A 24,224-nucleotide genomic window follows, 5' to 3' on the forward strand; every position below is an offset into this window, starting at 1 on the left:
GTGCGCGATGGCCGGACGCGCCGTACCGCCCGGACGCCTGCGCCGCCGGCTGACCATCGCGTTCGTGCTCGTCGCCGGGGTCTCCGCCGGGCTGCTGGCCGGCGGCTCCTGGCTGCTGCTGCGGCAGGCCCAGTTCGACGCGTCGCTGCACCAGGCGGCGGCCGACGCCCGCTACCGGCTCGTCCTGGCCGGGCAGTTCCTGCCGTTGACCGAGGACCGTCGCGGCGAGCTGCTGACCAGCTTCGAGGGCAGCGGCCGGCACGTGGTGCTGGTCGACGACGGGCAGCACCCCTCCCACCCGGCGTACGCGCCGCCGCTGGGGGCGCGGCTGCGGGCCGCCGTCGCGGAGGGGCAGCTCGGGTACGAGCGGTCGTCGCCGCAGGAGCGGCCCCGGCTGCTCGTGGTCGGTGGCCGCATCCCCGGTTCGACGGCCGAGCTGTACGTCGTCACCGTCGAGGACGACATCGCCGCCGACCTGGACCAGCTGCGCACGGCCCTGCTGGCCGGCTGGGTGCTGGTGGTGCTGCTCGCCGCCGGGGTGGGGCACACCCTCGCCCGGCGCACGCTGGAGCCGGTCGGCCGGGCCAGCCGGGCCGCGCGGGCCCTCACCGAGGGGCTGCTCGACACCCGCCTGCCGGTACGCGGGCGCGACGAGTTCAGCGACTGGGCCGCCTCGTTCAACGAGATGGCCGAGGCGCTGGCGGCGAAGATCGAGGCGCTCTCCGCCGCCCAGGCGCGGGAGCGGCGGTTCACCGCCGACGTGGCGCACGAGCTGCGTACCCCCGTGACCGCCCTGGTGGCGGCGGCGTCGCTGCTGCGCGACCACCTGGACCAACTGCCGGGCGACGCGCGGCGCGCGGCGGAGCTGCTGGTCGCCGACGTGGTCCGGCTGCGCCGTCTGGTGGAGGACCTGATGGAGATCTCCCGGCTGGACGCCGGGCGGGAACGGCTCGCCGTCGCCGCCGTCGACCCGGTCGCCCTGCTGCGGGCGATCGTCGTGGCCCGAGGCTGGTCCGACCGGGTGCGGATCGACGGCGCGCCGGTGCCGCTGCGCACCGACCCGCGCCGGCTGGAGCGGGTGCTGGCGAACCTCGTCGCCAACGCGGTCGAGCACGGCGGCGGCGAGCTCCGGGCCGCGGTCGCCGGCGACGGGTCGCGGGTCGTCTTCGAGGTCAGCGACCAGGGCCCGGGCATCCCGGCGGAGCACCTGCCGCGCCTGTTCGACCGCTTCCACAAGGTCGACCCGGCCCGCTCCGGCCGGGGCAGCGGGCTGGGCCTGGCCATCGCCCGGGAGAACGCCCACCTGCTCGGCGGGCGGCTGAGCGTGCGCAGCGAGCCGTGGGTGGCCACCCGGTTCCGGCTGGACCTGCCCGCCGAGCCGGCGTCGGACGGTGCGCGGTGAGCCGGCACGCCGCGGTCGCCACCGCCCTCCCGCCCGCCCGCCGAGCCGGCGTCGCGGACGGGCGGTGCGCGGTGACCCGGCGCGCCACGGTCGCCGCGCTGCTCGCCGCCGCGCTGTTGCCCGCCGGCTGCGCCGCGCCCCGGTCCGGCTCGCTCGGCCCCGCGCCCGCCGCGCCGCCGCCGGTCACCGCCCCGTCCGTGCTGCCGCCCGGCTCGACCGCGGCGCGGCCGACGGCCGGCCCGGTCCGCTCCCCCACGCCCGCCGCGACCGCCGCCGCCCCGGCGCGGGCACAGACCGTCACCGTCGAGTTGTGGTACGTGCGGGACGGGCGGCTCGCGCCGACCCGGCGCACCCGGCCGGCCACGGTGGCGACGTCCCGGCTGGCGCTGGCCGAACTGGCCGCCGGGCCCACCCCGGCGGAGGCCGCCACCGGGCTGACCACCCTGCTGCCCGCCGGCGGCGAGGTCACCCGCATCGCCGACGGCGTGGCGACGGTCGCGCCCGCCCCGGCGGGCGGCGACGCGCCGAGCCGGCGGCTGCGCGAGGCGCAGGTGGTCTACACGCTCACCCAGTTCCCCACCGTCAAGCGGGTCCGCCTCGCCGCCGGTCCCCCGGTCGGCCGGGCCGACTACGCGGACCTGCTGCCACCCGTCGTGGTCACCGGTCCGACCATCGGCGCTCGGGTCGGCAGCCCGGTCACCGTCACCGGCACCGCCGACGTGTTCGAGGCCACCGTCACGGTCCGGGTGCTCGACGCGGCGGGCCGGACGGTGGCGACCACCTTCACCACGGCCACCTGCGGCACGGGCTGCCGGGGCGACTTCCGGGTCGCCGTCGCCTACCGGGTGCGGCGGGAGCAGCCCGGCAGGATCGAGGCGTACGAGGTCTCGGCGGCGGACGGGACGCGCCGGCACGTCGTCGCGGTGCCCGTCACCCTCACGCCCGTCCGATCCTGAGCACCGGGCCGGCGCGTCGGCGCGGGTGACCCCGCCGGTCACGTCCTCCCCCCGGTGCCGGCCACGTCACCGGGTCCCGGCGTCGGCGCCCCGGGCCGTGGCCGTCGCGCCGCTGGCCGCCGTCACGCCGTCGCGGCGCTCACCCGCGCTGCCAGCGGATCTCGCCGCCCACGACGGTGGTCATGACCCGGGTGCGCAGCACCGCGTCCGGCGACTCCAGCCCGGGGTCGGTGTCCACCGCGATGAAGTCGGCCAGCATGCCGGGCGCGAGGACGCCCTTGCGGTCCTCCTCGCCCGCGGCGTGGGCCGCGCCGAGGGTGTGGGCGGCGAGCGCCTCGGCCATGGTGAGCCGCTGCTCGGGCTGCCAGCCGCCCACGGGCGTCCCGTCGGGACGGGTACGGGTCACCGCGGCGTACAGGGCGGCGAAGGGGTTGGGGTGCTCGACCGGGGCGTCCGAGCCGAAGGCCAGGCCGACGCCGGCGTCGAGCATCCCTCGCCAGGCGTAGGAGGCCAGGTCGTGCCCGGCCAGCAGGGTGTCGACGAGGTCGATGTCGCTGGTGCAGTGCACGGGCTGCATCGAGGCGACGACGCCCAGCCGGGCCATCCGGGCCAGGTCGCCGGCCCGCAGGTGCTGGGCGTGCTCGATGCGGTGCCGCAGCCCCGGCGTGCGGCCGACGGCCTCGTAGGCGTCGATGACGAGGTGGTTGGCCTGGTCGCCGATGGCGTGCGTGGCCACGGCGATGCCGTTCTCCGCCGCCCTGGCGAAGAGCTTGACCAGGTCCTCGTACGGCGTGACGGCGATGCCGACGTTGGGGTGCTCGCCGGCGAAGGGCTCGCTCATGTGGCAGGTGTGCGAGCCCAGCGCCCCGTCGCTGAAGATCTTCACGGGCCCGGTGCGGAACCAGTCGTCGCCCTGCCCGGTGCGGCGACCCTCGGCGATCGCCTCCTCCAGGTGGACCGACGGAATGGCCTTGTGTACGCGCAGCTTCAGCTCGCCGGCCTCCCGCAACTCCAGGTAGGCCGCCCGGCAGTCCTCGCCGTCGATGTCGTGCACGCTGGTCAGACCGAGGGCGAGCAGTTCGTCCTGCGCGACGCGGAGTTGCTCGCGCAGATCGCGGGAGACCATGAGGCCCTCCAGCGGACGACAGGCCGTCTCGCGCAGGATGCCGGTGGGTTCCCCGCGCTCGTCCCTGACGATCTCACCGCCCACCGGGTCGGGGGTGTCGGCGTCGATGCCGGCCAGGCGCAGGGCCGCCGAGTTGGCCCACACCGTGTGGCCGTCCGCGTTCGGCAGCACGACCGGCAACTCCGGACAGACCGAGTCCAGGGCGTACCTGTCCGGCTGCCTCGGCGGATCCCAGGTGTTGCTGTTCCACCTGCCGCCGAACAGCCAGGCGCCCGGTCGCAGCCGCGCCGCGTGCGCGGCCACCATGGCCAGCGCGTCGTCCAGGGAACGCACGTCGCGCAGGTCCACCGCGTCCAGGCTGTGGGCGTACTGCGCGGTGTGGATGTGCGCGTCGTAGAGACCGGGGAGCACGGCGGCGCCCGCCAGGTCGACCAGCTCCGCGCCGGGTCCCGCGGCGGCGCGCACCTCCGCCTCCGTGCCGACGGCCAGCAGCCGCTCGCCGACCACGGCCATGGCCCGGGCCGTCGGGTTGCCGGCGTCCCCGGTGCGGATGGCGGCGTTGCGGTACACGCGGATGCTCATGTCACCTTCAGGGCTCGAGTGATGGGTGACCACCCACTGTAGGAGCGGCGGAGAGAAGTCGGAAGTCACCGCCCCGGTTGCCCGTGGCCGCCCCCTACGGCGGTGGGCGCGACCTGCGGCCGCGCCCACCGGTGCGTCCGGACAGCGACGGGTCAGCGACGCGGGAGGAAGGCAAACTGCCGCTCACCGTTGGTCGCGGCGGGCAGCGAGAATCCTCCGATTCCCGGCAGCGACAGGAACGGGATCTGGGTCTCCTGGGGAAGCTCCTCGATCTTCCCGGTGCCGACCGCGACGGTGACGGGCACGTCCGCGTCTCCCCCCTGCCCGTAGCCGTAGGCGGTGCCGTCGTCGTCGACCGACAAAAGGCGGACGCTCTCCTGCTCGCCGTCTCCGCCGAAGCAGTAGCTCTTGCCCTTCTCGAAGTCCACGGCGATGGTCCCCGCGACCGCGTAGCGGCCGTTCGGCGACAGCACGGGCTGGTGGGAGGCTCCGTCCAACCCGCCCCCCGGGTCGCATACCACGGACGTCCGCAGCTTTCCGGACTTCAGGTCGTGCACGGCTGCCACCGGGATGCCGCCCTGCTTCGTCAAGCCCTTCTCGGCGTTCCAGAGGGAGAAGACCTGCTCGCCGACGACAGCGAACACCCGGCCGTTCTCGTACTTGCTGACGAACTTCAGATCGGCGCCCGGCGGCACGGCGTCGCTGGCCTGCCAGACGCCGGGGACGCCGAAACCGGCCGGACTGAGCGTGACGACCGGGCCGTCCGGGGAGAGCCCTGCCACCGAACCGCTGATGCAGCCCGTCTGCTCGCAGTAGGGCAGTCGCACGCTCTCGTCGTACGTCTTGACGCGGTCCTTCGACAGGTCGATCGCCGCGGCGTGGTCGATGCCTTTCTCCTCCCAGCTGACCAGGAGCCCGTTCCCGCCGTCGACGACCTTCGCCGGGCCGTAGGCATCCATCGGCACGGTACGGGTGTGGGCGGCCGCGACCTCCGTTCCGGAGGAGTCGGCCGGGTAGGCGACGAGGGAGACCGTGTCCTCCTCCGTGAACCGAGGGGTGTACGCCCAGACGACCACGTACTCGCGCCCGTCCTCGTTCACGACGAGGAGCTGCGGAAGGTACGACGACTCCGGCGCCACGTTCTCGGGAAGGGCTGGCGGCTGCCACTCCTGGCTGTCCCAGCGGGGTGCACCGGTGACGGCGTCGCGGGCCTCGACGACGTAGCCCGCACCCTTCTTCTGGAGGAAGGCGACGATGCCCGCCTTCGCCGCGGCTCCCACCGTCAGGTTCTTCGCGTCCTCCGGCAGCCAACTGACGGTCTCGTGCCAGCCCTTGGCGGTGTCGAACCCCTCCGGCGCCTTCACCACAGGCTGCGGAGACGCCCCGGCGCTCGGCGACGAACCGCCCGGATCTCCGCCGCGCGCCCCGCCGTCGGCACCGTCGCCACAGGCTGCCAGCATCGCGGCCGCCACCATGATGGTGACGGCCCTTCCCATACCCCTCATGCACACCTCCCCAGAGCGCGGAGGCGTTCCTGGTACCGCGCCTCCCGCAAGATCATCCAAATCGCCGGGAGGGGAGCCTGTCAAAACGGATGGGCTCCGGCATGAGCACGGTGGCCGCGATCGGCGACCGGTACGAGCAGGTGGAATCCGGCCTCGTCGCCGCGGACAGTGGCCATCATGGGCATGATCACATCCGGGCCGTCAACGTGGTCGCCGCGCATGCCGGGCGTTCGGCCGCCGGCGGCACGGGCCGGGGCAGCGTCGCTGCTGTCACAGGCCGGCGCACGGGTCGTCACCCACCGCGCAGCCCTCGGGCGCCTTGGTCGCCGGGTCGCTGTCGCGGACCTCGAACGTGAACGTCCGCGACTGCCCGGCCTTCACGGGCGGCCCGGTGAAGGTGACGGTCTGCCCGTCCTGCCGCCAGTCGGCACCGCTGGCGTCGGAGACCCGGCCGCCCTCGGCCAGCGTCACGACCACCGTCCAGTCCTTCGCGGCCGCGCCACCCGAGTTGTCGACCACCACCTCGCCGGTGTAGCCGAAAATCCGGGACGGGGGCGACACCGTCTCGTAGCGGGCGGTCACGGCCGGCTCCGACGGCGCGGCGGCGGTGGGCGTGCGCGAGGGCCTCGCCGTGGGGGTGCGGCTCGGGCGGGTGGCGTCCGGGGTGGCGGTCCGGGTGGGGCGGGCGGAGGCGGTCGACCGGGGCGAGCCGCTCGGGGTGGTCGTGGCGGTGGGCACCGGCGCGGGCGCCGGTGCGGCGGCCCGGTCCGGCTCGGTCGGCAGCACCGCCCACACCGCCACCCCGGCGGCCAACGCGGCGCCGGCCAGCCCGGCGACCAGCAGCGGTCGGCTACGGCGGCCGGCCGGCGCCGGCTCCTCGTCGAACGCCTCCGTGACCGGCATCTCGGCCGTCATCCCGGCCTCGCCACGGCGCAGGTCCACCTGCCGGAAGGCCAGCCAGTCGAGGATCGCGGGCAGCCGATTGGTCAGGGCCTGCCGATAGCACTCCTCGCGGCGCTCGCGCTGCTCGTCGGCCCAGACGCCGTGCTCCAGCACCTCGCGGACCGACAGCCGACAGCCCTCGGCGGTGGCGGTGACGGCACAGGTCAGCCGGCTGCGCCGGCCGCCCTCGAGGCACCGCAGCGCGATCAGCTCCGGCTCCTGCCGTTCGGTGACCTCCGCGTCGACGGCGGCGTCGAAGCCGGGCAGCCCCGCCGTGCGCAGCAGCAGCCGGTTCCGCGTCCCCGTCTTCGTCTCGACCTCGGCGAACCACCGGGCGAGTACCTCGCGATCCGTCAGTGCGTGCCACACCCGCTCGGCGGGGTGGAACAGGTCGACCTCCGTGCCGATCTCGCTCACGGCGAGACTCTACGATCCCGGGAGCGGGACCGCCGGGCGGGGCGGCACCGACGGGCGGATCCGACGTCCATCTCGGACGCCCAAATCCGCCGATGCGCGGGCCGCCCCGGCGCGGCCCCGGCCTCGCTGCGAGCGGAGGACTCGAACCTCCATCGCCCGTTCCAGAGACGGGTGTGCTGCCGATTGCACCAGCTCGCAAGGGGTTCCGTCCCGCGTCGCGGGTCCGGACCGTGCCCCGACCAGGATTCGAACCTGGGCTCTCCGGTTTCGTAGACCGGCGCTCTCTCCGCTGAGCCACCGGGGCGGAAGACCGGCGCCCGCCCTCCTGGGCGCCGGTCGGCGGTCATCCCTTAACGCAGACGACCTGCTTGAGGTGCGCCACCACCTCGACCAGGTCCTCCTGCTGCGCCATCACCTGGGTGATGTCCTTGTACGCGCCGGGGATCTCGTCGACCACCCCCGCGTCCTTGCGGCACTCCACGCCGGCGGTCTGCGCGGCGAGGTCGGCGGTGCTGAACGTCCGCTTCGCCTGCGCCCGCGACATCCGCCGCCCGGCCCCGTGCGACGCGGAGCAGTACGCGTCCGGGTTCCCCTTGCCCCGCACGATGTACGACCCCGTGCCCATCGACCCGGGGATGATGCCCAGGTCCCCCCGACCGGCCCGGATCGCCCCCTTGCGGGTCACCAGCACGTCGACGCCGTCGTAACTCTCCTCCGCCACGTAGTTGTGGTGGCACGAGATCGGCTCGTCGTAGCGCACCTGCGGGAACTGCTCCCGCACCACGCCGCAGAGCAGGGCGAGCATGACCGCCCGGTTGCGCCGCGCGTACTCCTGCGCCCACCACAGGTCCCGGCGGTAGGCGTCCATCTCCGGCGTACCGGCGAGGAACACCGCCAGGTCCCGGTCGGGCAGGTCGGTGTTGTGCGGCAGCCGCCGGGCGACGGCGATGTGCCGCTCCGCCAGCTCCTTGCCGATGTTGCGGGAGCCGGAGTGCAGCATCAGCCACACCCGGCCCTCGTCGGCGCCGCCCTGCTCCAGGCACACCTCGATGAAGTGGTTGCCGCCGCCGAGCGTGCCCAGCTGCCGCTGGGCCCGCGTCTCCAGCTGCGCCACCCGCCGGTCGAGGTCGGCGAAGCGGCGCCAGAAGTCGTCCCAGCCGGCCTGCTCCAGGCCCCGGATCCGGCGCGGGTCGACCGGCTTCTCCCGCTGGGCGAACCCGACCGGGATGGTGGCCTCGATCGCCGACCGCAGGCCGGCCAGGTCGTCCGGGAGGTCGGCGGCGGTCAGCGAGGTGCGGACCGCGGACATGCCGCAGCCGATGTCGACGCCGACGGCGGCCGGCGAGACGGCCTGCCGCATCGCGATGACGGAGCCGACCGTGGCACCCTTGCCGAAGTGCACGTCGGGCATGACCGCGACGCCCTCCACCCACGGGAGCGCGCCGATGTTGCGCAGCTGCTGGGCGGCCTGCGGCTCGATGCCGTACGGGTCGGTCCAGACCCGGACCGGCGCGCGGGTGCCCGCGAGCGGGGTGAAACTCATGGTCGTCTCCTCGTGTCGTCGGCTGGTCGGCACCCGTCTCGGCGCGACCGGAAGGATCGACGACCGCCCGGGAATCGAACCCGGTGGGAGGGGGTGTGCGCGACCCCCTCCGCGCCCAGCGCGCGGCCGGCCCGGCGGGCGCGGGGCCCGGCGGGTGGAGCGGTTGGCCGGATTCGAACCGGCGATCTTCACCGTGGCAGGGTGACGCGCTGATCTGACTGCGCCACAACCGCGTGCCTGCGACACCGCTCGGGCGTCGCCGCGTAGGCCGTACGGGGTTCGAACCCGTGACCTCCCGGCTGAGAACCGGGCGAGCTTCCCGTTGCTCCAACGGCCCGTGCCAGGGCAGGGTCGCCACCCTGCCCTGCCCTGCCGTCCGGGACCGGGGAATCGAACCCCGTGTCTCTCGCGCCCAAGGCGAGCGGGTCAGCCAGCTCCCTCGTCCCGGTGACGGTGTCGTCTTCCCGGTCGACCGTGATGGGCGACCGGGGCGTTGCTTCCACTGTGGAGTTGAGAAGGGTCGATGGCGCCGAAACAGGGCGGAGGGACGTCGGTCCGGGTGGACGAAAAAGCCGCCCGGTCCCCGGTGGGATGGGCGGCTGCGCGTACGCGCTGGCGCTAGTCGCGCCGCCACCCCGACTGCCGGCCCTGCTCGGGACGGCACCGACCTGGGGCACGCTCCCCTGTGGGCAGCGAGGCACCGTCGTGCGGCGTCGGCCACACGGCGTTGGTGCGGGTGCGCTGCGACACGGCGTACTCCCCTGGGTCGTTCGGTTGACCTTGCGCCGATGACGGTAGGCGCGCCGGACGGTGGCCGCAATGGATATTCGGCTACGGGCGCCCGAGCGCACGAGCCGCGCGTCACAGGCACCGGAATCACTCCCCCGGCTTCCCTATCACTCCCTATCTGCACTAGGCTAGGGACTGATGAGTGAGGGAATGTACTCCGTCGAGCAGGTAGCCGAGCGGCTCGGCCTGCACGTGCGCACCGTGCGCGGCTACATCCGCGCCGGCCGACTGAGAGCGGTACGGATCGGCAAGCAGTACCGGATCGCCCGCGCCGACCTCGACGCCCTGACCGGGCGGCCGGAGTCGGCCCGCCCCGCCGCCGGCCCGGCCGTGGAGGTGTCGAGCATCGTGCAGATCGACGGCGTCGACCGGGCCGCAGCCGACCGGCTCGGCACGCTCGTCCTGGCCGGGGCGAACACCGGCCACGACCCCGGCCACCCGCTGCGCATCCAGACCGTCCACGACGAGGAGCGACACCGCATGAAGATCGTGATACTCGGCGGCGCCGCCGCCACCGCCGAGGTGCTGCGCCTGCTCGACGCGGTGCTCGACGGCGACAACGGCCTACTCACCCGGGAGGTCGGGAATGCCTGACGTGGTGCGGGAGCGGGCCGGCGTGCCGGTGCTGGTGTGCGAACCGGACGGCCCGCCGGTGGCCACGGCGCAGGACGCGCTGGACCTGATCGGTGCGGCCTTCCTCGGCGCCGAGGTGGTGGCCGTGCCCGCGAGTCGGCTGGACGCGTCGTTCTTCTCCCTCGGCACCCGCTTCGCTGGCGAGATCATGCAGAAGTTCGTCAACTACCGGCTGCGCCTGGTCGTCGTCGGCGACATCTCCCGACACCTCGCGGCCAGCGCGGCCCTGCGCGCGCTCGTCCACGAGTCGAACCAGTCCGACCACGTGTGGTTCGTCGCCGACCTCGACGCGCTCGACGACCGGCTGCGGGCCGCGACCCGGCGGACCGGCCCGGCAGCCGGCTGAGCCACCGCACCGCCCCGGTGGCGCCGGCCGAGGATGGGCTACGGTCGACGACCGTGGCCCTGATGCGTGCTGACTTCTACTCCGACGTGCTCCGCGTCAACACCTCGATGACGGTGATCCTGCCGCAGCGGACCTCCTCGCAGATCGGCCTGTCCGGCAGCGCCCCGGACGGCGACCCGCCCGTGCTCTACCTGCTGCACGGCCTCTCCGACGACGACACGATCTGGCTGCGCCGCACGTCCATCGAGCGGTACGTCGCGCCGCTCGGCCTGGCGGTGGTGATGCCCCAGGTCGGGCGCAGCTTCTACAGCGACGAGGAGCACGGCAACCGGTACTGGACCTTCCTCAGCGAGGAGTTGCCGGGGCTGTGTCACGACTTCTTCCGGCTCTCGGCGCGGCGGGAGGACACCTTCGTCGCCGGGCTCTCGATGGGCGGCTACGGGGCGCTGAAGTGGGCGCTGCGCGACCCGGGCCGGTTCGCGGCGGCGGCGAGCCTGTCCGGCGCGCTGGACGTGCCCGGCCGCCGGCACCATCCGGTCCACCCGATCGACACCCAGGTCTGGCACACCGTCTTCGGCGAGCGCACCATCACCGGCAGCGACGACGACATCCTCGCCCTGCTCGACAAGGCGGGCGCCGACCTGCCCGCGCTCTACGTCGCCTGCGGCACGGAGGACTTCCTGTACGAGGACAACCTGACCTTCGTCGCGGCGGCCCGCGAGCGGGGCGTCCCGCTCACCGTGGACTTCTCCCCCGGCGCGCACGACTGGGCGTACTGGGACGCGAAGATCCAGGACGTGCTGGCCTGGCTGCCGCTGCGCGCCGACGGCTGACCGCCGCGCCCGGGCTCCGCTGCCGTCGCTGCCCGTCAGGCCCCGGCGATGCCGTCGATGCCGGTCAGGCGCCGACGGTGCCGTCGATGCCCTCGCGCAGGAAGTCGGCGTGGCCGTTGTGCCGCGCGTACTCGTGGATCAGGTGCAGCATCACCAGCCGCAGCGACACGTCCTCGCCCCACCTGGCGTTGTGGCCGGTCACGTCGAGCGACTCCGCCTCCCGCTCGATCCGGCGGGAGTGCGCGACCTCCCGCTGCCAGGCATCGAACGCCTCCGCCCGGGTGGCGCCGCTGGCGTCGTACGCCACCTGGAAGTCGCCGGAGTCCGACCAGACCAGCGGGATGTCCTCGCCGTCGATGGTCCGCCGGAACCAGTTGCGCTCCACCTCCGCCATGTGCCGGACGAGGCCGAGCAGTGACAGCGTGGACGGGGGCATCGACTGCCGGCGCAGGTCCTCGTCGGACAGCCCGTCGCACTTCATGGCGAGGGTCGCCCGGTGGTAGTCGAGGAAGGCGCGGAGCATCTCGCGCTCGCCCCCCGTGAGCGGTGGGCCGATGCGTTCGGTGGTCACTGCCGCTCCCCTCGCCCGACGACGCGCCGCCGTCGGAGTTCCTGCGGGCCCCGCGCGGCGCCCTCCCGAGTGATCATGCCGGACGGGTCCGCCCCGCGCCGCGCCGCGTCCCGCCGCGCACGTCGCCGAGGCCGGCCCGTGCCCCGCCGCGCCGATCGCCCGCCGCGCCGGTGGGCCGCTCCGCAGGCTATCCGCTCGGCACCGAGGAGCGGGCCACCGGCACGTCGAAGTACGTGTCCGGCCAGGGCTCGTCGCGGTAGCGGTAGTGCCACCACTCGCGGTCGTAGTTGACGAAGCCGCCGTCGGTCATCAACTGCCGCAGCAGCCGCCGGTTGTCCCGCGCGGTGCCGGTGATCCCCGGCGAGTCGGTGTGCGCGAGCGGGTCGAAGCAGTCGAAGCCGGTGCCCATGTCGACGCTGTTGTCGCCGAACCGCTGCCCCCGGGGGGCGGTGCAGGAGACCAGCGGCTGGCCCGGGGCGTACGCGGCCTGGGTGGAGGTCGGCACGTCGACCAGGGTCAGGTCGACCGTGCTGCCCCGGCTGTGCGCCGTGGGTGCGCCGATGTAACCCTCGTCGAACAGCTTGAACTTCGCCACCCGGGGATAGAATTCCGCCCTCATCTGCTGCTCGCCGGGCTGTTTCGCCCAGGCGACGAAGTCGTCGGCGGCGCGCCGGGGGCGGTAGCAGTCGTACACCTTCAGGCTGCGGCCCCGGGCGAGCGCGGCGTCCTGCACCCGGCGCAGCGCCTCGGCGGCCCGCCGGGTGAGCAGGCAGAGCGGTTCGGGGTAACCGGCGACCGGCCGACCGACGAAGTTGTGCGCGGTGGCGTACCGGATGTCGGTGCGGATCCTCGGGTCGACGTCGGTGAGGACGACGAAGTCCGGTGGGCGCGGCGTCACGGTCGCGCTGGGGGCCGCCGACACCGACGGCGACGGCGACGGCCCGGGCCGGGCGCAGGCCGGCGCCAGCGCCGCGACCACCACGGCCACGGCGACGGCCCGGGCGGCGGCGCCGCGGGGCCGCCGGCCGGCCCGGCCCGCCCTGTCCACGCCTCCTGTCTACCAGGGTGCCGGCCCGTCGGACCCCGGGTCCGGCGACAGGCGTACGCGCGGGAACCGCCAGCCCCTCCCCCACCCGGCCGGGGGACGGCCGGGCGGGGCGGTGGAGACGGTCAGTGGTGGTGGTGCCGGACGGCCCGGCGGATGTCGACCGGCAGGGCGGGCGCGCCGTCGACCGGCGCCGGGTCCTCGGCCGTGGGGGCGATGCCGCCGGCGGCGATCCGGTCGAGCGTGGCCAGGCCGGCGGCGTCGATCGAGCCGAAGACGGTGTAGTTGGGGCGCAGCGCCGAGTCGGACTGCACCAGGAAGAACTGGCTGCCGTTGGTGTCCGGGCCGGCGTTGGCCATGGCGAGGGTGCCCCGGGCGTAGAGCCGGCGCACGCCGGTCGGGTCGGTCGGTGCCGGCGGCAGGTCGGTGGGCAGTTCGTCGAGGTACCGGTAGCCCGGGCCGCCCGAGCCGGTGCCGGACGGGTCACCGCACTGGAGCACCTTCAGCGTCGGGTACGCGGTGAGCCGGTGGCAGGAGGTGCGGTCGTAGAAGCGGTGCCGCACCAGGTGCAGGAAGCTCTGCACGGTGCACGGCGCGGCCTCGCCGTCGAGCGTCAGCCCGATGGGCCCCTGGTTGGTCCGCAGCGTCACCCGCACCGTGCCCCGGCCGGGCGTGCGCCTCGGGTCGGGCGGCAGCGGAACCGGCCGGGCGGCGGGCTCCTCCGGTGTCTCCGTGTAGGCGCACGGTCCCGGCGTGACCCGGGGACCGGCGGCGGAGCCGGCCGGGGACCCGGCGGGCGCGGCGACCGCGGCGGCACCGCCACCGGTCACCAGCGCGCCCGCCACCAGGGCCACCCCGGCGAGGCGGGTCAGCGCGCGGGCCGGACGGCGGGGCGCCGCGATCGACGGCGGGACGGGGTGCGGTCGGGATTCGCTCGGCACGTGGATCCTCCCTGGACGTGTGGCACCAGAAAGACCGGAGTCTATGGATCCCGTCGTCGGTTGTCGATCCGCTCCGCACCCGCGGCGACCTGCGGCAGGTGGGTGGCCACAAGTGTCTGCTGGCTGCGGCGACACACCCTGCCCGCGCCGGTGCCGCCGGCCCGCGCACAGGGCCCGGCGCGGCCCCCGGCCGGTGGCCGCCTCGCCGCCCGGCCCGCGGTCACGGTGTCCGGCGTCGCCCCGCCCGACGCCAGAGCAGCGCCACCGCCGCCAGCCCGAGCGCGGCCACCGCGAGCGCGACCGCGCGCCACCGTCCCAGCAGCCCGTCCTCCAGCGGGCCGCTGGCCGCAGCCGGACGAGGTTCGCCGGTGGCGGCGAGCGCGGGCGGCGTGGCGGCCGCCGAGGCGGCCAGCTCTCCCGGCTCGACGAGCCGGCCGACGGCGGAGTCCCGGGGCAGCGAGAAGCCCCAGTCGAGCAGCGCGGCGCCCTGCTCCCAGCCCCGCGCGGGCCGCGGTTCGGCGCCGAGCAGCGTGACGACCAGCCGGCGGCCGCCCCGGTGGGCCGCCCCGACGTAGGTGTGCCGGGCCAGGTCGGTGAAGCCGGTCTTGCCGCCGAGCGCCCCGGGGTAGCGGTAGATGAGCTGGTTCTCGTTCTGGATCTCGAAGCCCTTGGTCCGCTGCGCCGGCTGGGCGGGAATGTGGTGGGTCTCGGTCAGCGCGTACCGGCGGAAGGTGGGGTCGGCGAAGCAGGCCCGGGCGATGAGCGCCAGGTCGTACGCGCTGGTGAACTGGCCCTTCCCGTCGAGGCCGGACGGGGTGACCGCGTGGGTCTGCAGGGCGCCGAGCCGGTGCGCCTCCTCGTTCATCGCCCGTACGCCGCCGGCCTTCCCGTCCGGGCCGCCGCCGAGGCGGGCCAGCAGGTTGGCCGCCTCGTTGCCGGACTGCAGCAGCAGCCCGAGCCAGACGGTCTCGATCCGGTAGCGCCCGCCGGCGACGAGCCCGACGGCGGAGGAGCCCGGCTCGATGTCCATGTCGCCGTCGGTGACGGTGACGACCTGCTTCGGGTCGAGCCGGGGCAGCATGGTGGCCGCCAGCAGCAGCTTCTGCACGCTGGCGGGGGTGCCGTACTCGTGCGGGCCGCAGCCGCCCAGCACCTGGCCGGTGTCCAGGTCGGCGACCAGCCACGAGGTCGCGGTGACCGCCGGCGGTCGCGGCACCCCCGCGGGGACGACCAGGCCGGCGGTGGCCAGCGCCGGCCCGCCCACGGCCCGCTCCTCGGGCACGGCCGGCGGCGGCGACGGGCGCGGCGGCCGGGACACCGCCGGCGCGGGCGCTTTCGGGCACGGCGCCGGCGGCACCGCGCCGGACACGCCCGTCGCGGCGACGGTACGAGCGGTCGGGGCGGCCGCCACCGGGGCGGGCGCGCCGGCGGCGAGGAGGACGGCGGTCGCCGTGGTCACCAGCAGCCGAACCTTCATGCCCCGCACCCTAGTCGGCACGATCCGGGGCGCGGGCCGGCTTCCCGATGCTCCGGCGTTCGACGTGGCGGCGGAGAACGGAGGGGTCCGCCGGCGCGGGCGACCCGGGCGGCCCGGATTCCGGGACCATCGGCCCTTCCGCCGGGCGAGCCCGGCGCGGAGGCTGGTAACCGAAAGCGGTAGCGGATCTTCCGGTTTGCGCGGCGGTCGCCGCCGAACGGACTGCCCCGCCCCGCGCGCCGGCGCGCCAACCCACCCGGAAGGACGCACGATGGAAGGCCACTCGCTGACCCGCCTCGCCGACGAACAGCTCGCCGCCGCCCGGGAGGCCGACAGTGGACGCAGCGCCCACAACCTGCACCGCGGCCGGGACCGCCGGCTGCGGCAGACCCTGCTCGCGCTGCGGGGCGGCCGCTCGCTCGACGAGCACGACAGTCCGGGCGAGGCGACGCTGCAGGTGCTCCGGGGGCAGGTACGCCTGGTGGCGGGCGACGAGTCCTGGGAGGGCCACGCCGGCGACCTGGTGGTCGTCCCGCCGCGGCGGCACGCGCTGCACGCCGTGACGGACGCCGCCGTCCTGCTCACCGTGACGCCACGCCCGTGACCGCCGTCTCCGCCCGCCGTCGCCGCCCGGCCGGGCGGCCCACCGCGAACGCCACCGGCCGCGCGCGGGCCGGGGGCCGGTCACCCGGCTGGCTGCCGCCGCAGCACGGCGCCTGGGCGATGCTGCTGCTGCCGTTCCTGGCGGCGGTGACCGTCACCGGCCCGCACCCGCTGCACCTGCCGCTGCTCGGGGCGGTGCTCGCCGCCTACCCGCTGTCGTACTTCGGGTTGCAGGCGGTCAAGACCGGCCGGTTCCGGCGGGTACGCCCGCAGCTTGCCGCGTACGGCGTCGCCACCGTGCTGTGCGCCGCGCCGGTGCTGGCGGCCCGGCCGGCGGTCCTCGCGTACGCGCCGCTCTTTGGCGTCCTGGCCGCCGTCAACGCCGGCTACGCGCGCCGGCGCCGGGACCGGGCGCTCGTCAACGACCTCGCCTTCGTGGCGCAGTGCGGGCTGCTCGGGTTCGTCGTCGCCACGGTCGCCGGGGTGCCGCCGGCCCGGGTGGCCGGCGCGACGGTGGTGGCGCTCGGCTACCTCGTCGGCACGATCCTGTACGTCAAGACGATGATCCGGGAGCGGGACAGTGGTCGGTACCGGTGGGCGTCCTGGGCGTACCACGGCGTCGCCGCGCTCGCCGCGGCGCTCTGGGCGCCGACGCCGGTCGCCCTGGTCTTCGCGGCGCTGCTGGCCCGGGCCGTCGCGCTGCCCGGGCGCCGGCTCACGCCGAAGCGGGTGGGGCTGGTCGAGACGGCGTACACCCTGCTGGTGCTGGTGGCGGTGACCTTCTGAACCGGGTACCGGGCCGGTTGGTCGTGCGGCGGCAGGGCGACAGCCTCCGCGAGCCCCGCACGACCGCCCGGGTGGGTACATTCGACCCCGATGGACATCGACGGTGCGGTCAGACGCTTCCTCTTCCTCCTGGGTAGTTCACGCCCCGGTGGCAACACCGAACTCCTGGCCCGACGCGCGGCAGCCGCGCTGCCGGCCGGTGTCGAGCAGCGCTGGCTCCGCCTGGCCGACCATCCGCTGGCGCCGTTCCACGACATCCGACACGGCCAGTTCCCTCCCCCGCCGTCCGGCAACGAGGCGCTGCTGCTGACGGAGACCCTTGCCGCGACCGACCTGGTGATCGCCTCACCGGTCTACTGGTACAGCGTCAGCGCCCCCACCAAGCTCTACCTCGACCACTGGTCGACCTGGCTGCGGCTGCCCGGTGTCGATTTCCGGCCCCGCATGCGCGGCCGCACGATGTGGGCGATCAGCGCCCTCAGCGACGAGGACCCGGCCAAGGCAGACCCGATGGTGAACAGCCTCTGGATGAGCGCCGACTACCTCGGCATGCGATGGGGCGGTGCGCTGCTCGGCCACGCCGACCGCCCCGGCGACGTGCTCGGCGACGCGGCCGCCCTCCGCGCCGCGGACGCCTTCTTCGCCTCGACGGCGCCCGACGACGCACGGGACGGGCGACTCCCTCGCACTGCCGTTGTCTGACTCCACGATGGACGCCTCGTGGCTGTCCACGATGATCCATCACATCGCCGACCTGGACGCGGCGGCCCGCGAGCTGCGCCGAGGCGACCGGCCCGGTCGTCGACCACCTCGACCTGCTGGTGCTGCGCTGAGTCAGGCCGGCAGGGTCGGGTCGCGGTGCCGCAGGTAGTCGTACAGCGCCGCCGAGGCGCGCAGCCGCCGCAGGCTCCGCCGGTGCAGCTCCTGCTCCCGCCGGGCCAGCTCCGCGTGGACCCGTTGGGCGCTGCCGGTCGTACGCATCTCGTCGAGCACGGCCGCGATGATGTCGAACGGGTACGCGCCCCGGCGCAGCAGCGCGACGACCTGCGCGGCCCGCAGTTCGGCCTGGTCGTACACCCGGTAGCCGGTGCCGCGCTCGCGGGCCGGCCGGACCAGGCCGCGTTGCTCCCACAGCCGTAGCTGGGAGGTGCGGACCCCGACCAGGTCGGCGACCGCGCCGATGCGCACCCCGCGCCGCGGCGCCGGCAGGGTCGCCGGCGGGCTGGTCACCACGGTCTCGAACGCGCCGAGCACCCGCCGGATGTCCGCCCGCTCGCGGTCCAGCTCGGCGTGGCCCCCGTCGAGCGCCGCCAGCGCCGCCGCCAGGTCGCCCCGGTGCACGGCGGCCATGATCTCCCGGGTACGCGCCCAGCCGTGGCCCTCGGCCATCCGGCGGGCCACGGCCAGCGCCCGGAGGTGGTCGGCGGTGAAGATGCGGTAGCCGGCGGGGGTGCGTTCGACCGGTGGCAGCACGCCCAGGTCGACGTAGTTGCGGACCTGCTGGACGGAGATCCCGGCGGTCGCGGCGAGGTCCACGGCCCGCAGCCGGCCACTGCCCTTCCGCGCGGTCACCACCGGGCCACCGTACCGCCCACCCACCGGCCGGAATTCCGTGCCCGCCCGGCGATCGACGCCGCCTGGGGGGTGTACGGAAGGGCCCCTTCCCGTCCAAGACAGGAAGGGGCCCCGCACACCGGGCCGTCGGGCTCAGCGCGTGAGCCGGTACAGCTCCCCGCCCCGGGCGTAGTACATGACCCCCGACGCGTCCATCGTCCACACGTCGCTGATGCCGGTGGCCAGCTTCTGGACCGAGAGCGTCGCGGGGTCCACGCACGCGACGGTGGTCCGGAAGTTGCCGCACACCGCGCCGTCCGGCGCGACCGCCAGGTGGTCACTGCGCCAGACGTGGGAGACGTTCCAGTCGAACGGCTCCACCTCGACGGTCCGGACCACGCTCCGGCTCACCGGGTCGAACTCGAAGAGCGTGCCGGAGGTCGACCCCCAGATCCGGCCGTCCGGCGCCACGATCAGACGGGTGATCGCCTTGGCGCCCGGGATGGCGGTGCCCTCCCAGACCTTCGTCGCGGTCGCCGGGTCCCAGAGGAAGAGCTTCGCCTCCGTCTGGGTCGGCGCGATGCCGAGCCCACCCCAGATGCCGGTGCCACCCAGGATCAGGTTGCCGACGGTGGCCAGGGCGGTGACGCTCTGCTCCGGTACGACGTTGCGGTGCACCTCCTTCGCCCCGGTGGCCGGGTCGACGAGCGTCAGCGCCCCGCCGAGCTGGCCGTACTCGGGGATGGTGCCGAAGGCGATCCGGTTGCCGACCCCCGTGATGGCGAACGGCCGGTCCTGGTGTTCGGTGCGGAGCGTCGCGAACTGCCGCGGGTTGGTGCCCCGCACGACGGGCTTGGTCGGGTCGAGTTCGAGCAGGTTCGCGCCCGGGTACACGCCGGCGTAGATCTTGCCCTGGTAGGAGAGCAGGCCCTCGGCCTGCCCGAGCGCCCCGGCGTTCTCGCTGAAGGCGCCGGTCGCCGGGTCGAAGGAGGTGATGCCGCCGCTCGGGTAGGCGCTGGACCAGATCTTGCCGTCCGGGCCGGCCTCCACCGTCTGCAGCTGGGCGGGCAGACCCTTGACCCCGGCGGAGACGACCTTCTTGGCGCCGGTCTGCGGGTTGTAGTAGGACAGGTTGCCGCTCAGGCTGATGGTGACGAGCGTCCTGCCGGGCCACGCCGGGTCGTCCAGGTGCGCCCAGCCGAATCCCCGGGCGGTGCCGAACCCGGTGAAGCCGGTCGGGGTGAGCGTCCGGGTGTCGAGGTTGTAGGCCATCAGGCGGCCGGCCGACGAGCCGAAGTAGACGTTCTTCTTCGCGTCCGGCGGGGAGAAGTTCAGGCCCGCGGCGGTACCGAGTTCGCCGATCCACCGGCCGGCCTTCAGGTCGTGGACGAGCACCTGGTTGCTGTTGGCGAGCCGGGCGAAGAGCGTCTGCTGGTGGACGTCGAGGTCGTAGACGAACTGCTCGCTGCGGTACTGCTCGGGCAGCGGGATCTCCCGCCGCTCACCGGAGTCGACGTCGACCTCGACGAGCCGGGCCACCGTGCCCAGGCCGACGTAGATCTTGCCGTTGGCGACGCCGATGCTGCGCGCGTACTGCTCGCCCGGCCAGATCTGCCCGTAGTCGCGGACGGCACCCGTGCGGTGGTCGAACGAGTAGACCTTGCCGGTGGGGAAGGTGCCGACGAAGACCCGCTCCCCGTCGTTGGCCAGGCGCCACGTCGTCGTCTCCCCCGGCACCGGCGAGCCGAGGTCCTCCACGTGGTCCGCGCCGGGCCGGTAGCGGAACAGCTTGCTGTCGGCGCCGATGTACGCGGTGCCGTCCGGGGTGACGGTGCCGCCCCACGAACCGCCGGCGCCGGGCAGCGGCAGGGTTCGGACCACGGTCGCGGTGCGGGTGTCGATGACGTTGAGCGCGCCGGTGGTCCCGCGCGCCACGGCGTACGCGTAGTCGCCCGCGGACGTGGAGCCGAAGGTCGCACCGTAGATGGCCAGGTTGTGGTGCGGCACGCCGACCAGGGTCTCGGTCGGCGTGGCGGCCACGGCCGGGGTACCCGACACGGCGGTGGCGGCGACGAGGGTCGCCACGATGGCGACCGACGCCAGGCGGCGACGCTGCTGGAGAGGCATAGGCATCCCTTCTTCAATTTCGGCCATCACCGTAAATCTCGGCACATCGAAGGTCAACCACGGATCGCAGCGAGTTCGTGCATCGCAGCAGACCTCGCCGGCGGGCTTCCACTCAGAACGACGGTTACGGCCCGTCCGTTATCCATCGGCGCCGGGTTGACGTGCCGCGTCCCACGTGGACCGCACCCTCCGGACGCCAGCGCCACCCCCGCTTACACGTTATTTGAGACTTCCCCTACCTCTCTGGGTGCGAGAGGCAGGCCAACGCGGCAGAACCCTCCACATGGACGTTAATGAGACGATCGAAGGAAGCCGTCCCCCGAAGACACGACCCGGGCGGAACCCCGCCCACGATCTCGCGAAGGGTTCGCATGCAGCAGCCAGCACGGTCCGCCGCCGACAGCCACGACATGATCGAGGTACGCGGAGCGCGGGAGAACAACCTCGCGGCCGTCTCCGTCGACATCCCCAAACGCCGGCTGACCGTCTTCACCGGCGTCTCCGGGTCGGGGAAGTCATCCCTGGTCTTCGGGACCATCGCCGCCGAGTCGCAACGCCTGATCAACGAGACCTACAGTGCCTTCCTCCAGTCGTTCATGCCGAGCCTGAGCCGGCCCGACGTCGACTCGCTGCGCAACCTGACCCCGGCCATCGTGGTCGACCAGGAGCGGATGGGCGCCAACTCCCGCTCCACGGTCGGCACCGCCACCGACGCGTACGCGATGCTGCGGATCGTGTTCAGCCGGCTCGGCACCCCGCACGTCGGCGGCGCCGGGGCGTTCAGCTTCAACCTGGCCGAGGGGATGTGCCCGACCTGCGAGGGCCTCGGCCGGGTCTCCGACCTCGACGTCAACGAGATGGTCGACGTCGAGCGCTCCCTCAACGACGGCGCGGTCACGGTGCCCAACTTCGCCGTCGACTCCTGGTACTGGCAGACCATCGTCAACTCCGGCCTGTTCGACCCCGACGTCAAGCTCCAGGACTACACGCCCCAGCAGTGGGAGGACTTCCTCCACAAGCCGGCCACCAAGATCAAGGTGGGCAGCAACAACTGGACGTACGAGGGCCTGGCGGTCAAGGTCCGCCGGCTCTACCTGGCCAAGGACCGCGAGTCGATGCAGCCGCACATCCGCGCGTTCGTCGACCGGGCGGTCACCTTCACCACCTGCGCCGCCTGCCGGGGCGCCCGGCTCAACGAGGCGGCGCTCTCCTCCCGCATCGCCGGGCGCAACATCGCCGAATGCTCGGCGATGCAGATCAGCGACCTGGCCGGGTTCGTCAGCGGCATCGACGACCCGTCGGTCGCCCCGCTGGTCGGCAACCTGCGTGAGCTGCTCGACTCGCTGGTGGAGATCGGCCTCGGCTACCTCAGCCTCGACCGCGAATCCGCCACCCTCTCCGGCGGCGAGGCGCAGCGGGTGAAGATGGTCCGGCACCTCGGCTCCAGCCTCTCCGACGTCACGTACGTCTTCGACGAGCCGACCGTGGGCCTGCACCCGCACGACATCGCCCGGATGAACGGCCTCCTGCTGCGCCTGCGCGACAAGGGCAACACGGTGCTGGTCGTCGAGCACAAGCCGGAGACCATCGCGATCGCCGACCACGTGGTCGACCTCGGTCCGGGGGCGGGCGCCGCCGGCGGGCGGGTCTGCTACACCGGGGACGTGCCGGGCCTGCGCCGCTCCGACACCCTCACCGGCCGCCACCTCGACCACCGGGTCCGCCTCCGCGAGCACGTACGCCATCCCTCCGGCCACCTGTCGATCCGCGGCGCCGACCTGCACAACCTGCGGGACGTCAGCGTCGACATCCCGCTCGGGGTACTGACGGTGGTCACCGGCGTGGCTGGCTCCGGCAAGAGCTCACTGATCCACGGCTCGCTGCACCGCCGCGACGGCGTGGTGGTCGTCGACCAGACCTCGATCCGGGGTTCCCGGCGCAGCAACCCGGCCACCTACACGGGCCTGCTGGACCCGATCCGGACGGCCTTCGCCAAGGCCAACGGGGTCAAGGCGGCCCTGTTCAGCGCCAACTCCGAGGGCGCCTGTCCCACCTGCAAAGGCATCGGCCTGGTCTACACCGACCTGGCGATGATGGCCGGCGTCGCCTCCGTCTGCGAGCAGTGCGACGGCCGGCGCTTCACCGACGAGGTGCTCACCTACCGGCTGCGCGGGAAGAACATCAGCGAGGTGCTCGCCATGTCGGCCACGGAGGCCCGGGACTTCTTCCCCAGCGGCCCGGCCCGGGTGATCCTCGACCGGCTGGTCGACGTCGGGCTCAGCTACCTCACCCTGGGGCAGCCGCTCAACACCCTCTCCGGCGGCGAGCGGCAGCGGCTCAAGCTGGCCATCCACATGGCCGACAGCGCGAGCACCTACGTACTGGACGAGCCGACCACCGGCCTGCACCTCGCCGACGTGGACCAGTTGCTCGCGCTGCTGGACCGGCTCGTCGACGCCGGCAACACGGTCATCGTCATCGAGCACCACCAGGCGGTCATGGCGCACGCCGACTGGCTGATCGACCTCGGGCCCGGGGCGGGGCACGACGGCGGCCGGATCGTGTTCACCGGCACCCCGGCCGATCTGGTCGCCCACGGCGACACCCTGACCGCCCGCCATCTGCGCGAGTACGTCGACCGCTGAGAAAGCGGCGCGCCCTGGTCCCGGTGCCGCAGATCCGGGACCAGGGCAGCCACGCGGCACGGAACGCTCAGCGGCCGGGCACCGGGACGGCCCGGGCGGACGGGGCCGCCAGCCGGCGCACCCAGCGCCGCAGCGGCGACACCGAGGCGGCGACAGGGGTGAACAGCCCGACGGTGATCAGCAGGGTGTCGAGGAAAAGCGTGGCGAGCACGACGAGCACGGCCAGCGACGCGACCGTGCGGGCGATCGTCGGCACCCGGCGCGCGGCCGCGCGGTGCACACCGTGGTAGCGGACAAGGGTGCGGGGTGGGGCCATGGTGCTGGTACCTGCCTCAAGTTCGGACGAGGTGCCCCTCATACCCAACGTGAGCTGTACAAACCTCGCCGATGACACGAACCACAACCAGGTGGCCGGGCCACGCGTGCCACGATCGCGCCGGATCAGGCGAGGCGGCGCAGCCAGCGACGCTGCCAGGGGGTCTCCACGGCCCGTGGGCGGTAGGCGGCGCGTACCCAGTCCACGGCCCGCTCCGGCGGCAGCCCGTCCAGGATCGCCAACCCGGCCAGCGCCGTGCCCGTGCGTCCGGTGCCGCCCTTGCAGGCCACCTCCACCCGCTCGCCATCGCGGGCCCGACGCAGCGCCTCCGTCAACGCGTCGACCGCGTCCGCCCGGTCCACCGGGACCCAGAAGTCCGGCCACCGGATCCGCCGGTGCGGCCACGCCGGCACCGGCCCAGGTGCCAGCAACAGCGCGAAGTCGGCGGGCGAGGCCACGTCGGCGACGCGGCGCCCGCGCACGGCCGCCCCACTCGGCAGTACGACCACACCCGGCTGGTCACGCCACTCCCGCTGCACATCCACCGGCCCATTCTGCCTCCACCGCGCCCATTCCCCCGCCCCGCCTCGCAGCACGCGAGGTCGTGGCGGCGTCGACCCGCAGGGGTCCGCCACCGTCGCCCCACGGGGACGGATGCGGTCACGAGACAGCACCGCCCCCGGGCCGGATCGGCACGGGGGCGGCGCTGGGCGTCGGTGTGCAGGTCGCCTCTCGGCGCGTGGCGCGACGCGGCTCCAGCCGAACGGTATTCCGCGAAGGCAATTCAGGTGAGGCCCGGGGACACTGGGCACACCGACACCTCATTGAACCAGCCGGCGGCCGTCGGTGTTCCCGCACCAGCCGCCTTTTCCCGGCCGGCCGACTGTCGGCTGGTGGAGATGTGCCGCTGGCCGGCACCCGTCACGGGCGCCGGCCGGCGATCCCCCTTGTTGGTGAATGTCTGTGTGTCAGTTGTTCCAGTGCTCGGCAACCAGGTCGGCGGCCTGCTGCTCCCACTGGGCGTAGTGGTCCGGGTACGCCGACACCTGCACCGTCTGCGCGGCCTCGGTCAGCGGCATGTCCTG

Annotated in this window: 22 protein-coding genes and 5 tRNA genes; 10 read left to right on the forward strand and 17 right to left on the reverse strand. The window is 74.3% G+C overall.

The features are described 5' to 3' along the window. Nucleotides 1-7 precede the first annotated feature (7 nt). Nucleotides 8-1,402 (forward strand): ATP-binding protein, encoded by a 1,395-nt coding sequence (locus ACGF5G_RS34140; protein WP_393270771.1) that lies wholly within the window; start codon nucleotides 8-10, stop codon nucleotides 1,400-1,402. Next, on the forward strand, nucleotides 1,399-2,358 hold the full coding sequence (locus ACGF5G_RS34145) for a Gmad2 immunoglobulin-like domain-containing protein (RefSeq protein ID WP_393270774.1): 960 nt from the start codon (nucleotides 1,399-1,401) through the stop codon (nucleotides 2,356-2,358). The genes ACGF5G_RS34140 and ACGF5G_RS34145 overlap by 4 nt, the downstream gene beginning before the upstream one ends. A 139-nt stretch (nucleotides 2,359-2,497) precedes the next feature. On the opposite strand, the gene ACGF5G_RS34150 is transcribed toward ACGF5G_RS34145, so the two are convergent. From ACGF5G_RS34150 to ACGF5G_RS34190, 9 genes are all read right to left on the reverse strand, one after another. Next, on the reverse strand, nucleotides 2,498-4,066 hold the full coding sequence (locus ACGF5G_RS34150) for an amidohydrolase (protein WP_393270777.1): 1,569 nt from the start codon (nucleotides 4,064-4,066) through the stop codon (nucleotides 2,498-2,500). Between the two features lie 152 nt (nucleotides 4,067-4,218). Beyond that, nucleotides 4,219-5,571: a hypothetical protein gene (locus ACGF5G_RS34155; protein ID WP_393270780.1), complete on the reverse strand. Its 1,353-nt coding sequence runs from the start codon at nucleotides 5,569-5,571 to the stop codon at nucleotides 4,219-4,221. A 270-nt stretch (nucleotides 5,572-5,841) separates the two neighbouring features. Next, entirely contained in the window at nucleotides 5,842-6,930 is a 1,089-nt protein-coding gene (locus tag ACGF5G_RS34160) for an SRPBCC domain-containing protein (protein ID WP_393270783.1), read from the reverse strand. Between the two features lie 126 nt (nucleotides 6,931-7,056). Next, a tRNA-Gln gene (locus tag ACGF5G_RS34165) sits at nucleotides 7,057-7,128 on the reverse strand. 33 nt (nucleotides 7,129-7,161) lie between these two features. Beyond that, nucleotides 7,162-7,234: transfer RNA gene (locus ACGF5G_RS34170), tRNA-Arg, on the reverse strand. Between the two features lie 39 nt (nucleotides 7,235-7,273). Then, on the reverse strand, nucleotides 7,274-8,473 hold the full coding sequence (locus ACGF5G_RS34175) for an RtcB family protein (protein ID WP_393270786.1): 1,200 nt from the start codon (nucleotides 8,471-8,473) through the stop codon (nucleotides 7,274-7,276). Nucleotides 8,474-8,628: 155 nt separating this feature from the next. Further along, a tRNA-Gly gene (locus tag ACGF5G_RS34180) sits at nucleotides 8,629-8,706 on the reverse strand. Between the two features lie 31 nt (nucleotides 8,707-8,737). After that, nucleotides 8,738-8,810: transfer RNA gene (locus ACGF5G_RS34185), tRNA-Glu, on the reverse strand. A 38-nt stretch (nucleotides 8,811-8,848) separates the two neighbouring features. Beyond that, nucleotides 8,849-8,921, reverse strand: a tRNA-Pro gene (locus ACGF5G_RS34190). 479 nt (nucleotides 8,922-9,400) lie between these two features. Between ACGF5G_RS34190 and ACGF5G_RS34195 the strand changes: the two genes are divergently transcribed. The 3 genes from ACGF5G_RS34195 to ACGF5G_RS34205 are packed head-to-tail and all read left to right on the forward strand — an operon-like array spanning nucleotide 9,401 to nucleotide 11,074. Next, entirely contained in the window at nucleotides 9,401-9,856 is a 456-nt protein-coding gene (locus ACGF5G_RS34195; protein WP_393270789.1) for a helix-turn-helix domain-containing protein, read from the forward strand. Then, a complete protein-coding gene (locus ACGF5G_RS34200) occupies nucleotides 9,849-10,241 on the forward strand; it encodes a DUF4180 domain-containing protein (protein WP_393270792.1) in 393 nt (130 codons plus the stop codon). The genes ACGF5G_RS34195 and ACGF5G_RS34200 overlap by 8 nt, the downstream gene beginning before the upstream one ends. A gap of 53 nt (nucleotides 10,242-10,294) precedes the next feature. Then, nucleotides 10,295-11,074 (forward strand): alpha/beta hydrolase, encoded by a 780-nt coding sequence (locus ACGF5G_RS34205; protein WP_393270794.1) that lies wholly within the window; start codon nucleotides 10,295-10,297, stop codon nucleotides 11,072-11,074. 64 nt (nucleotides 11,075-11,138) lie between these two features. On the opposite strand, the gene ACGF5G_RS34210 is transcribed toward ACGF5G_RS34205, so the two are convergent. From ACGF5G_RS34210 to ACGF5G_RS34225, 4 genes are all read right to left on the reverse strand, one after another. Further along, nucleotides 11,139-11,597: a DinB family protein gene (locus ACGF5G_RS34210; RefSeq protein WP_393270824.1), complete on the reverse strand. Its 459-nt coding sequence runs from the start codon at nucleotides 11,595-11,597 to the stop codon at nucleotides 11,139-11,141. 235 nt (nucleotides 11,598-11,832) lie between these two features. Next, entirely contained in the window at nucleotides 11,833-12,693 is an 861-nt protein-coding gene (locus ACGF5G_RS34215) for a M15 family metallopeptidase (protein WP_393270797.1), read from the reverse strand. Nucleotides 12,694-12,815: 122 nt separating this feature from the next. Next, nucleotides 12,816-13,631: a peptidylprolyl isomerase gene (locus ACGF5G_RS34220; protein ID WP_393270800.1), complete on the reverse strand. Its 816-nt coding sequence runs from the start codon at nucleotides 13,629-13,631 to the stop codon at nucleotides 12,816-12,818. 220 nt (nucleotides 13,632-13,851) lie between these two features. Further along, a complete protein-coding gene (locus ACGF5G_RS34225) occupies nucleotides 13,852-15,108 on the reverse strand; it encodes a D-alanyl-D-alanine carboxypeptidase family protein (protein ID WP_393270801.1) in 1,257 nt (418 codons plus the stop codon). 271 nt (nucleotides 15,109-15,379) lie between these two features. Here ACGF5G_RS34225 and ACGF5G_RS34230 point away from each other — a divergent pair, with 271 nt between their 5' ends. The 4 genes from ACGF5G_RS34230 to ACGF5G_RS34245 all read left to right on the forward strand — a co-directional run bounded on the left by ACGF5G_RS34230 (nucleotide 15,380) and on the right by ACGF5G_RS34245 (nucleotide 17,368). Beyond that, nucleotides 15,380-15,712, forward strand: coding sequence for a cupin domain-containing protein (locus ACGF5G_RS34230; protein ID WP_350712288.1), 333 nt, complete (start codon nucleotides 15,380-15,382; stop codon nucleotides 15,710-15,712). After that, a complete protein-coding gene (locus ACGF5G_RS34235) occupies nucleotides 15,709-16,497 on the forward strand; it encodes a YwiC-like family protein (RefSeq protein ID WP_393270804.1) in 789 nt (262 codons plus the stop codon). Before ACGF5G_RS34230 ends, ACGF5G_RS34235 begins: the two co-directional genes overlap by 4 nt. A gap of 90 nt (nucleotides 16,498-16,587) precedes the next feature. Beyond that, a complete protein-coding gene (locus ACGF5G_RS34240) occupies nucleotides 16,588-17,199 on the forward strand; it encodes a flavodoxin family protein (protein WP_393270807.1) in 612 nt (203 codons plus the stop codon). A 7-nt stretch (nucleotides 17,200-17,206) separates the two neighbouring features. Further along, entirely contained in the window at nucleotides 17,207-17,368 is a 162-nt protein-coding gene (locus ACGF5G_RS34245) for a hypothetical protein (RefSeq protein WP_393270826.1), read from the forward strand. On the opposite strand, the gene ACGF5G_RS34250 is transcribed toward ACGF5G_RS34245, so the two are convergent. Further along, entirely contained in the window at nucleotides 17,332-18,072 is a 741-nt protein-coding gene (locus ACGF5G_RS34250) for a MerR family transcriptional regulator (RefSeq protein WP_393270810.1), read from the reverse strand. The genes ACGF5G_RS34245 and ACGF5G_RS34250 overlap by 37 nt on opposite strands. A gap of 132 nt (nucleotides 18,073-18,204) precedes the next feature. Next, nucleotides 18,205-20,178 (reverse strand): hypothetical protein, encoded by a 1,974-nt coding sequence (locus ACGF5G_RS34255; protein ID WP_393270813.1) that lies wholly within the window; start codon nucleotides 20,176-20,178, stop codon nucleotides 18,205-18,207. Between the two features lie 371 nt (nucleotides 20,179-20,549). Here ACGF5G_RS34255 and ACGF5G_RS34260 point away from each other — a divergent pair, with 371 nt between their 5' ends. Beyond that, nucleotides 20,550-22,823, forward strand: coding sequence for an ATP-binding cassette domain-containing protein (locus ACGF5G_RS34260; RefSeq protein ID WP_393270816.1), 2,274 nt, complete (start codon nucleotides 20,550-20,552; stop codon nucleotides 22,821-22,823). Between the two features lie 67 nt (nucleotides 22,824-22,890). Here ACGF5G_RS34260 and ACGF5G_RS34265 read toward each other — a convergent pair whose 3' ends face one another. Beyond that, entirely contained in the window at nucleotides 22,891-23,139 is a 249-nt protein-coding gene (locus ACGF5G_RS34265; protein ID WP_393270819.1) for a hypothetical protein, read from the reverse strand. A 125-nt stretch (nucleotides 23,140-23,264) separates the two neighbouring features. Beyond that, a complete protein-coding gene (locus ACGF5G_RS34270; RefSeq protein ID WP_393270821.1) occupies nucleotides 23,265-23,684 on the reverse strand; it encodes a protein-tyrosine phosphatase family protein in 420 nt (139 codons plus the stop codon). Nucleotides 23,685-24,224: the final 540 nt, after the last annotated feature.

Origin of the sequence: Micromonospora sp. NPDC047730 (assembly GCF_043204765.1) — a bacterium.
GTDB lineage: Bacteria > Actinomycetota > Actinomycetes > Mycobacteriales > Micromonosporaceae > Micromonospora.

Excerpts from the sequence above, each read along its gene's own strand:
- ACGF5G_RS34140 (WP_393270771.1), top strand. The coding sequence starts at position 8 with ATGGCCGGACGCGCCGTACCGCCCGGACGCCTGCGCCGCCGGCTGACC.
- ACGF5G_RS34150 (WP_393270777.1), bottom strand. The coding sequence starts at position 4,066 with ATGAGCATCCGCGTGTACCGCAACGCCGCCATCCGCACCGGGGACGCC.
- ACGF5G_RS34155 (WP_393270780.1), bottom strand. The coding sequence starts at position 5,571 with ATGAGGGGTATGGGAAGGGCCGTCACCATCATGGTGGCGGCCGCGATG.
- ACGF5G_RS34175 (WP_393270786.1), bottom strand. The coding sequence starts at position 8,473 with ATGAGTTTCACCCCGCTCGCGGGCACCCGCGCGCCGGTCCGGGTCTGG.
- ACGF5G_RS34195 (WP_393270789.1), top strand. The coding sequence starts at position 9,401 with ATGAGTGAGGGAATGTACTCCGTCGAGCAGGTAGCCGAGCGGCTCGGC.
- ACGF5G_RS34200 (WP_393270792.1), top strand. The coding sequence starts at position 9,849 with ATGCCTGACGTGGTGCGGGAGCGGGCCGGCGTGCCGGTGCTGGTGTGC.
- ACGF5G_RS34210 (WP_393270824.1), bottom strand. The coding sequence starts at position 11,597 with ATGCTCCGCGCCTTCCTCGACTACCACCGGGCGACCCTCGCCATGAAG.
- ACGF5G_RS34225 (WP_393270801.1), bottom strand. The coding sequence starts at position 15,108 with ATGAAGGTTCGGCTGCTGGTGACCACGGCGACCGCCGTCCTCCTCGCC.
- ACGF5G_RS34230 (WP_350712288.1), top strand. The coding sequence starts at position 15,380 with ATGGAAGGCCACTCGCTGACCCGCCTCGCCGACGAACAGCTCGCCGCC.
- ACGF5G_RS34240 (WP_393270807.1), top strand. The coding sequence starts at position 16,588 with ATGGACATCGACGGTGCGGTCAGACGCTTCCTCTTCCTCCTGGGTAGT.
- ACGF5G_RS34245 (WP_393270826.1), top strand. The coding sequence starts at position 17,207 with ATGGACGCCTCGTGGCTGTCCACGATGATCCATCACATCGCCGACCTG.
- ACGF5G_RS34255 (WP_393270813.1), bottom strand. The coding sequence starts at position 20,178 with ATGCCTCTCCAGCAGCGTCGCCGCCTGGCGTCGGTCGCCATCGTGGCG.
- ACGF5G_RS34260 (WP_393270816.1), top strand. The coding sequence starts at position 20,550 with ATGCAGCAGCCAGCACGGTCCGCCGCCGACAGCCACGACATGATCGAG.
- ACGF5G_RS34265 (WP_393270819.1), bottom strand. The coding sequence starts at position 23,139 with ATGGCCCCACCCCGCACCCTTGTCCGCTACCACGGTGTGCACCGCGCG.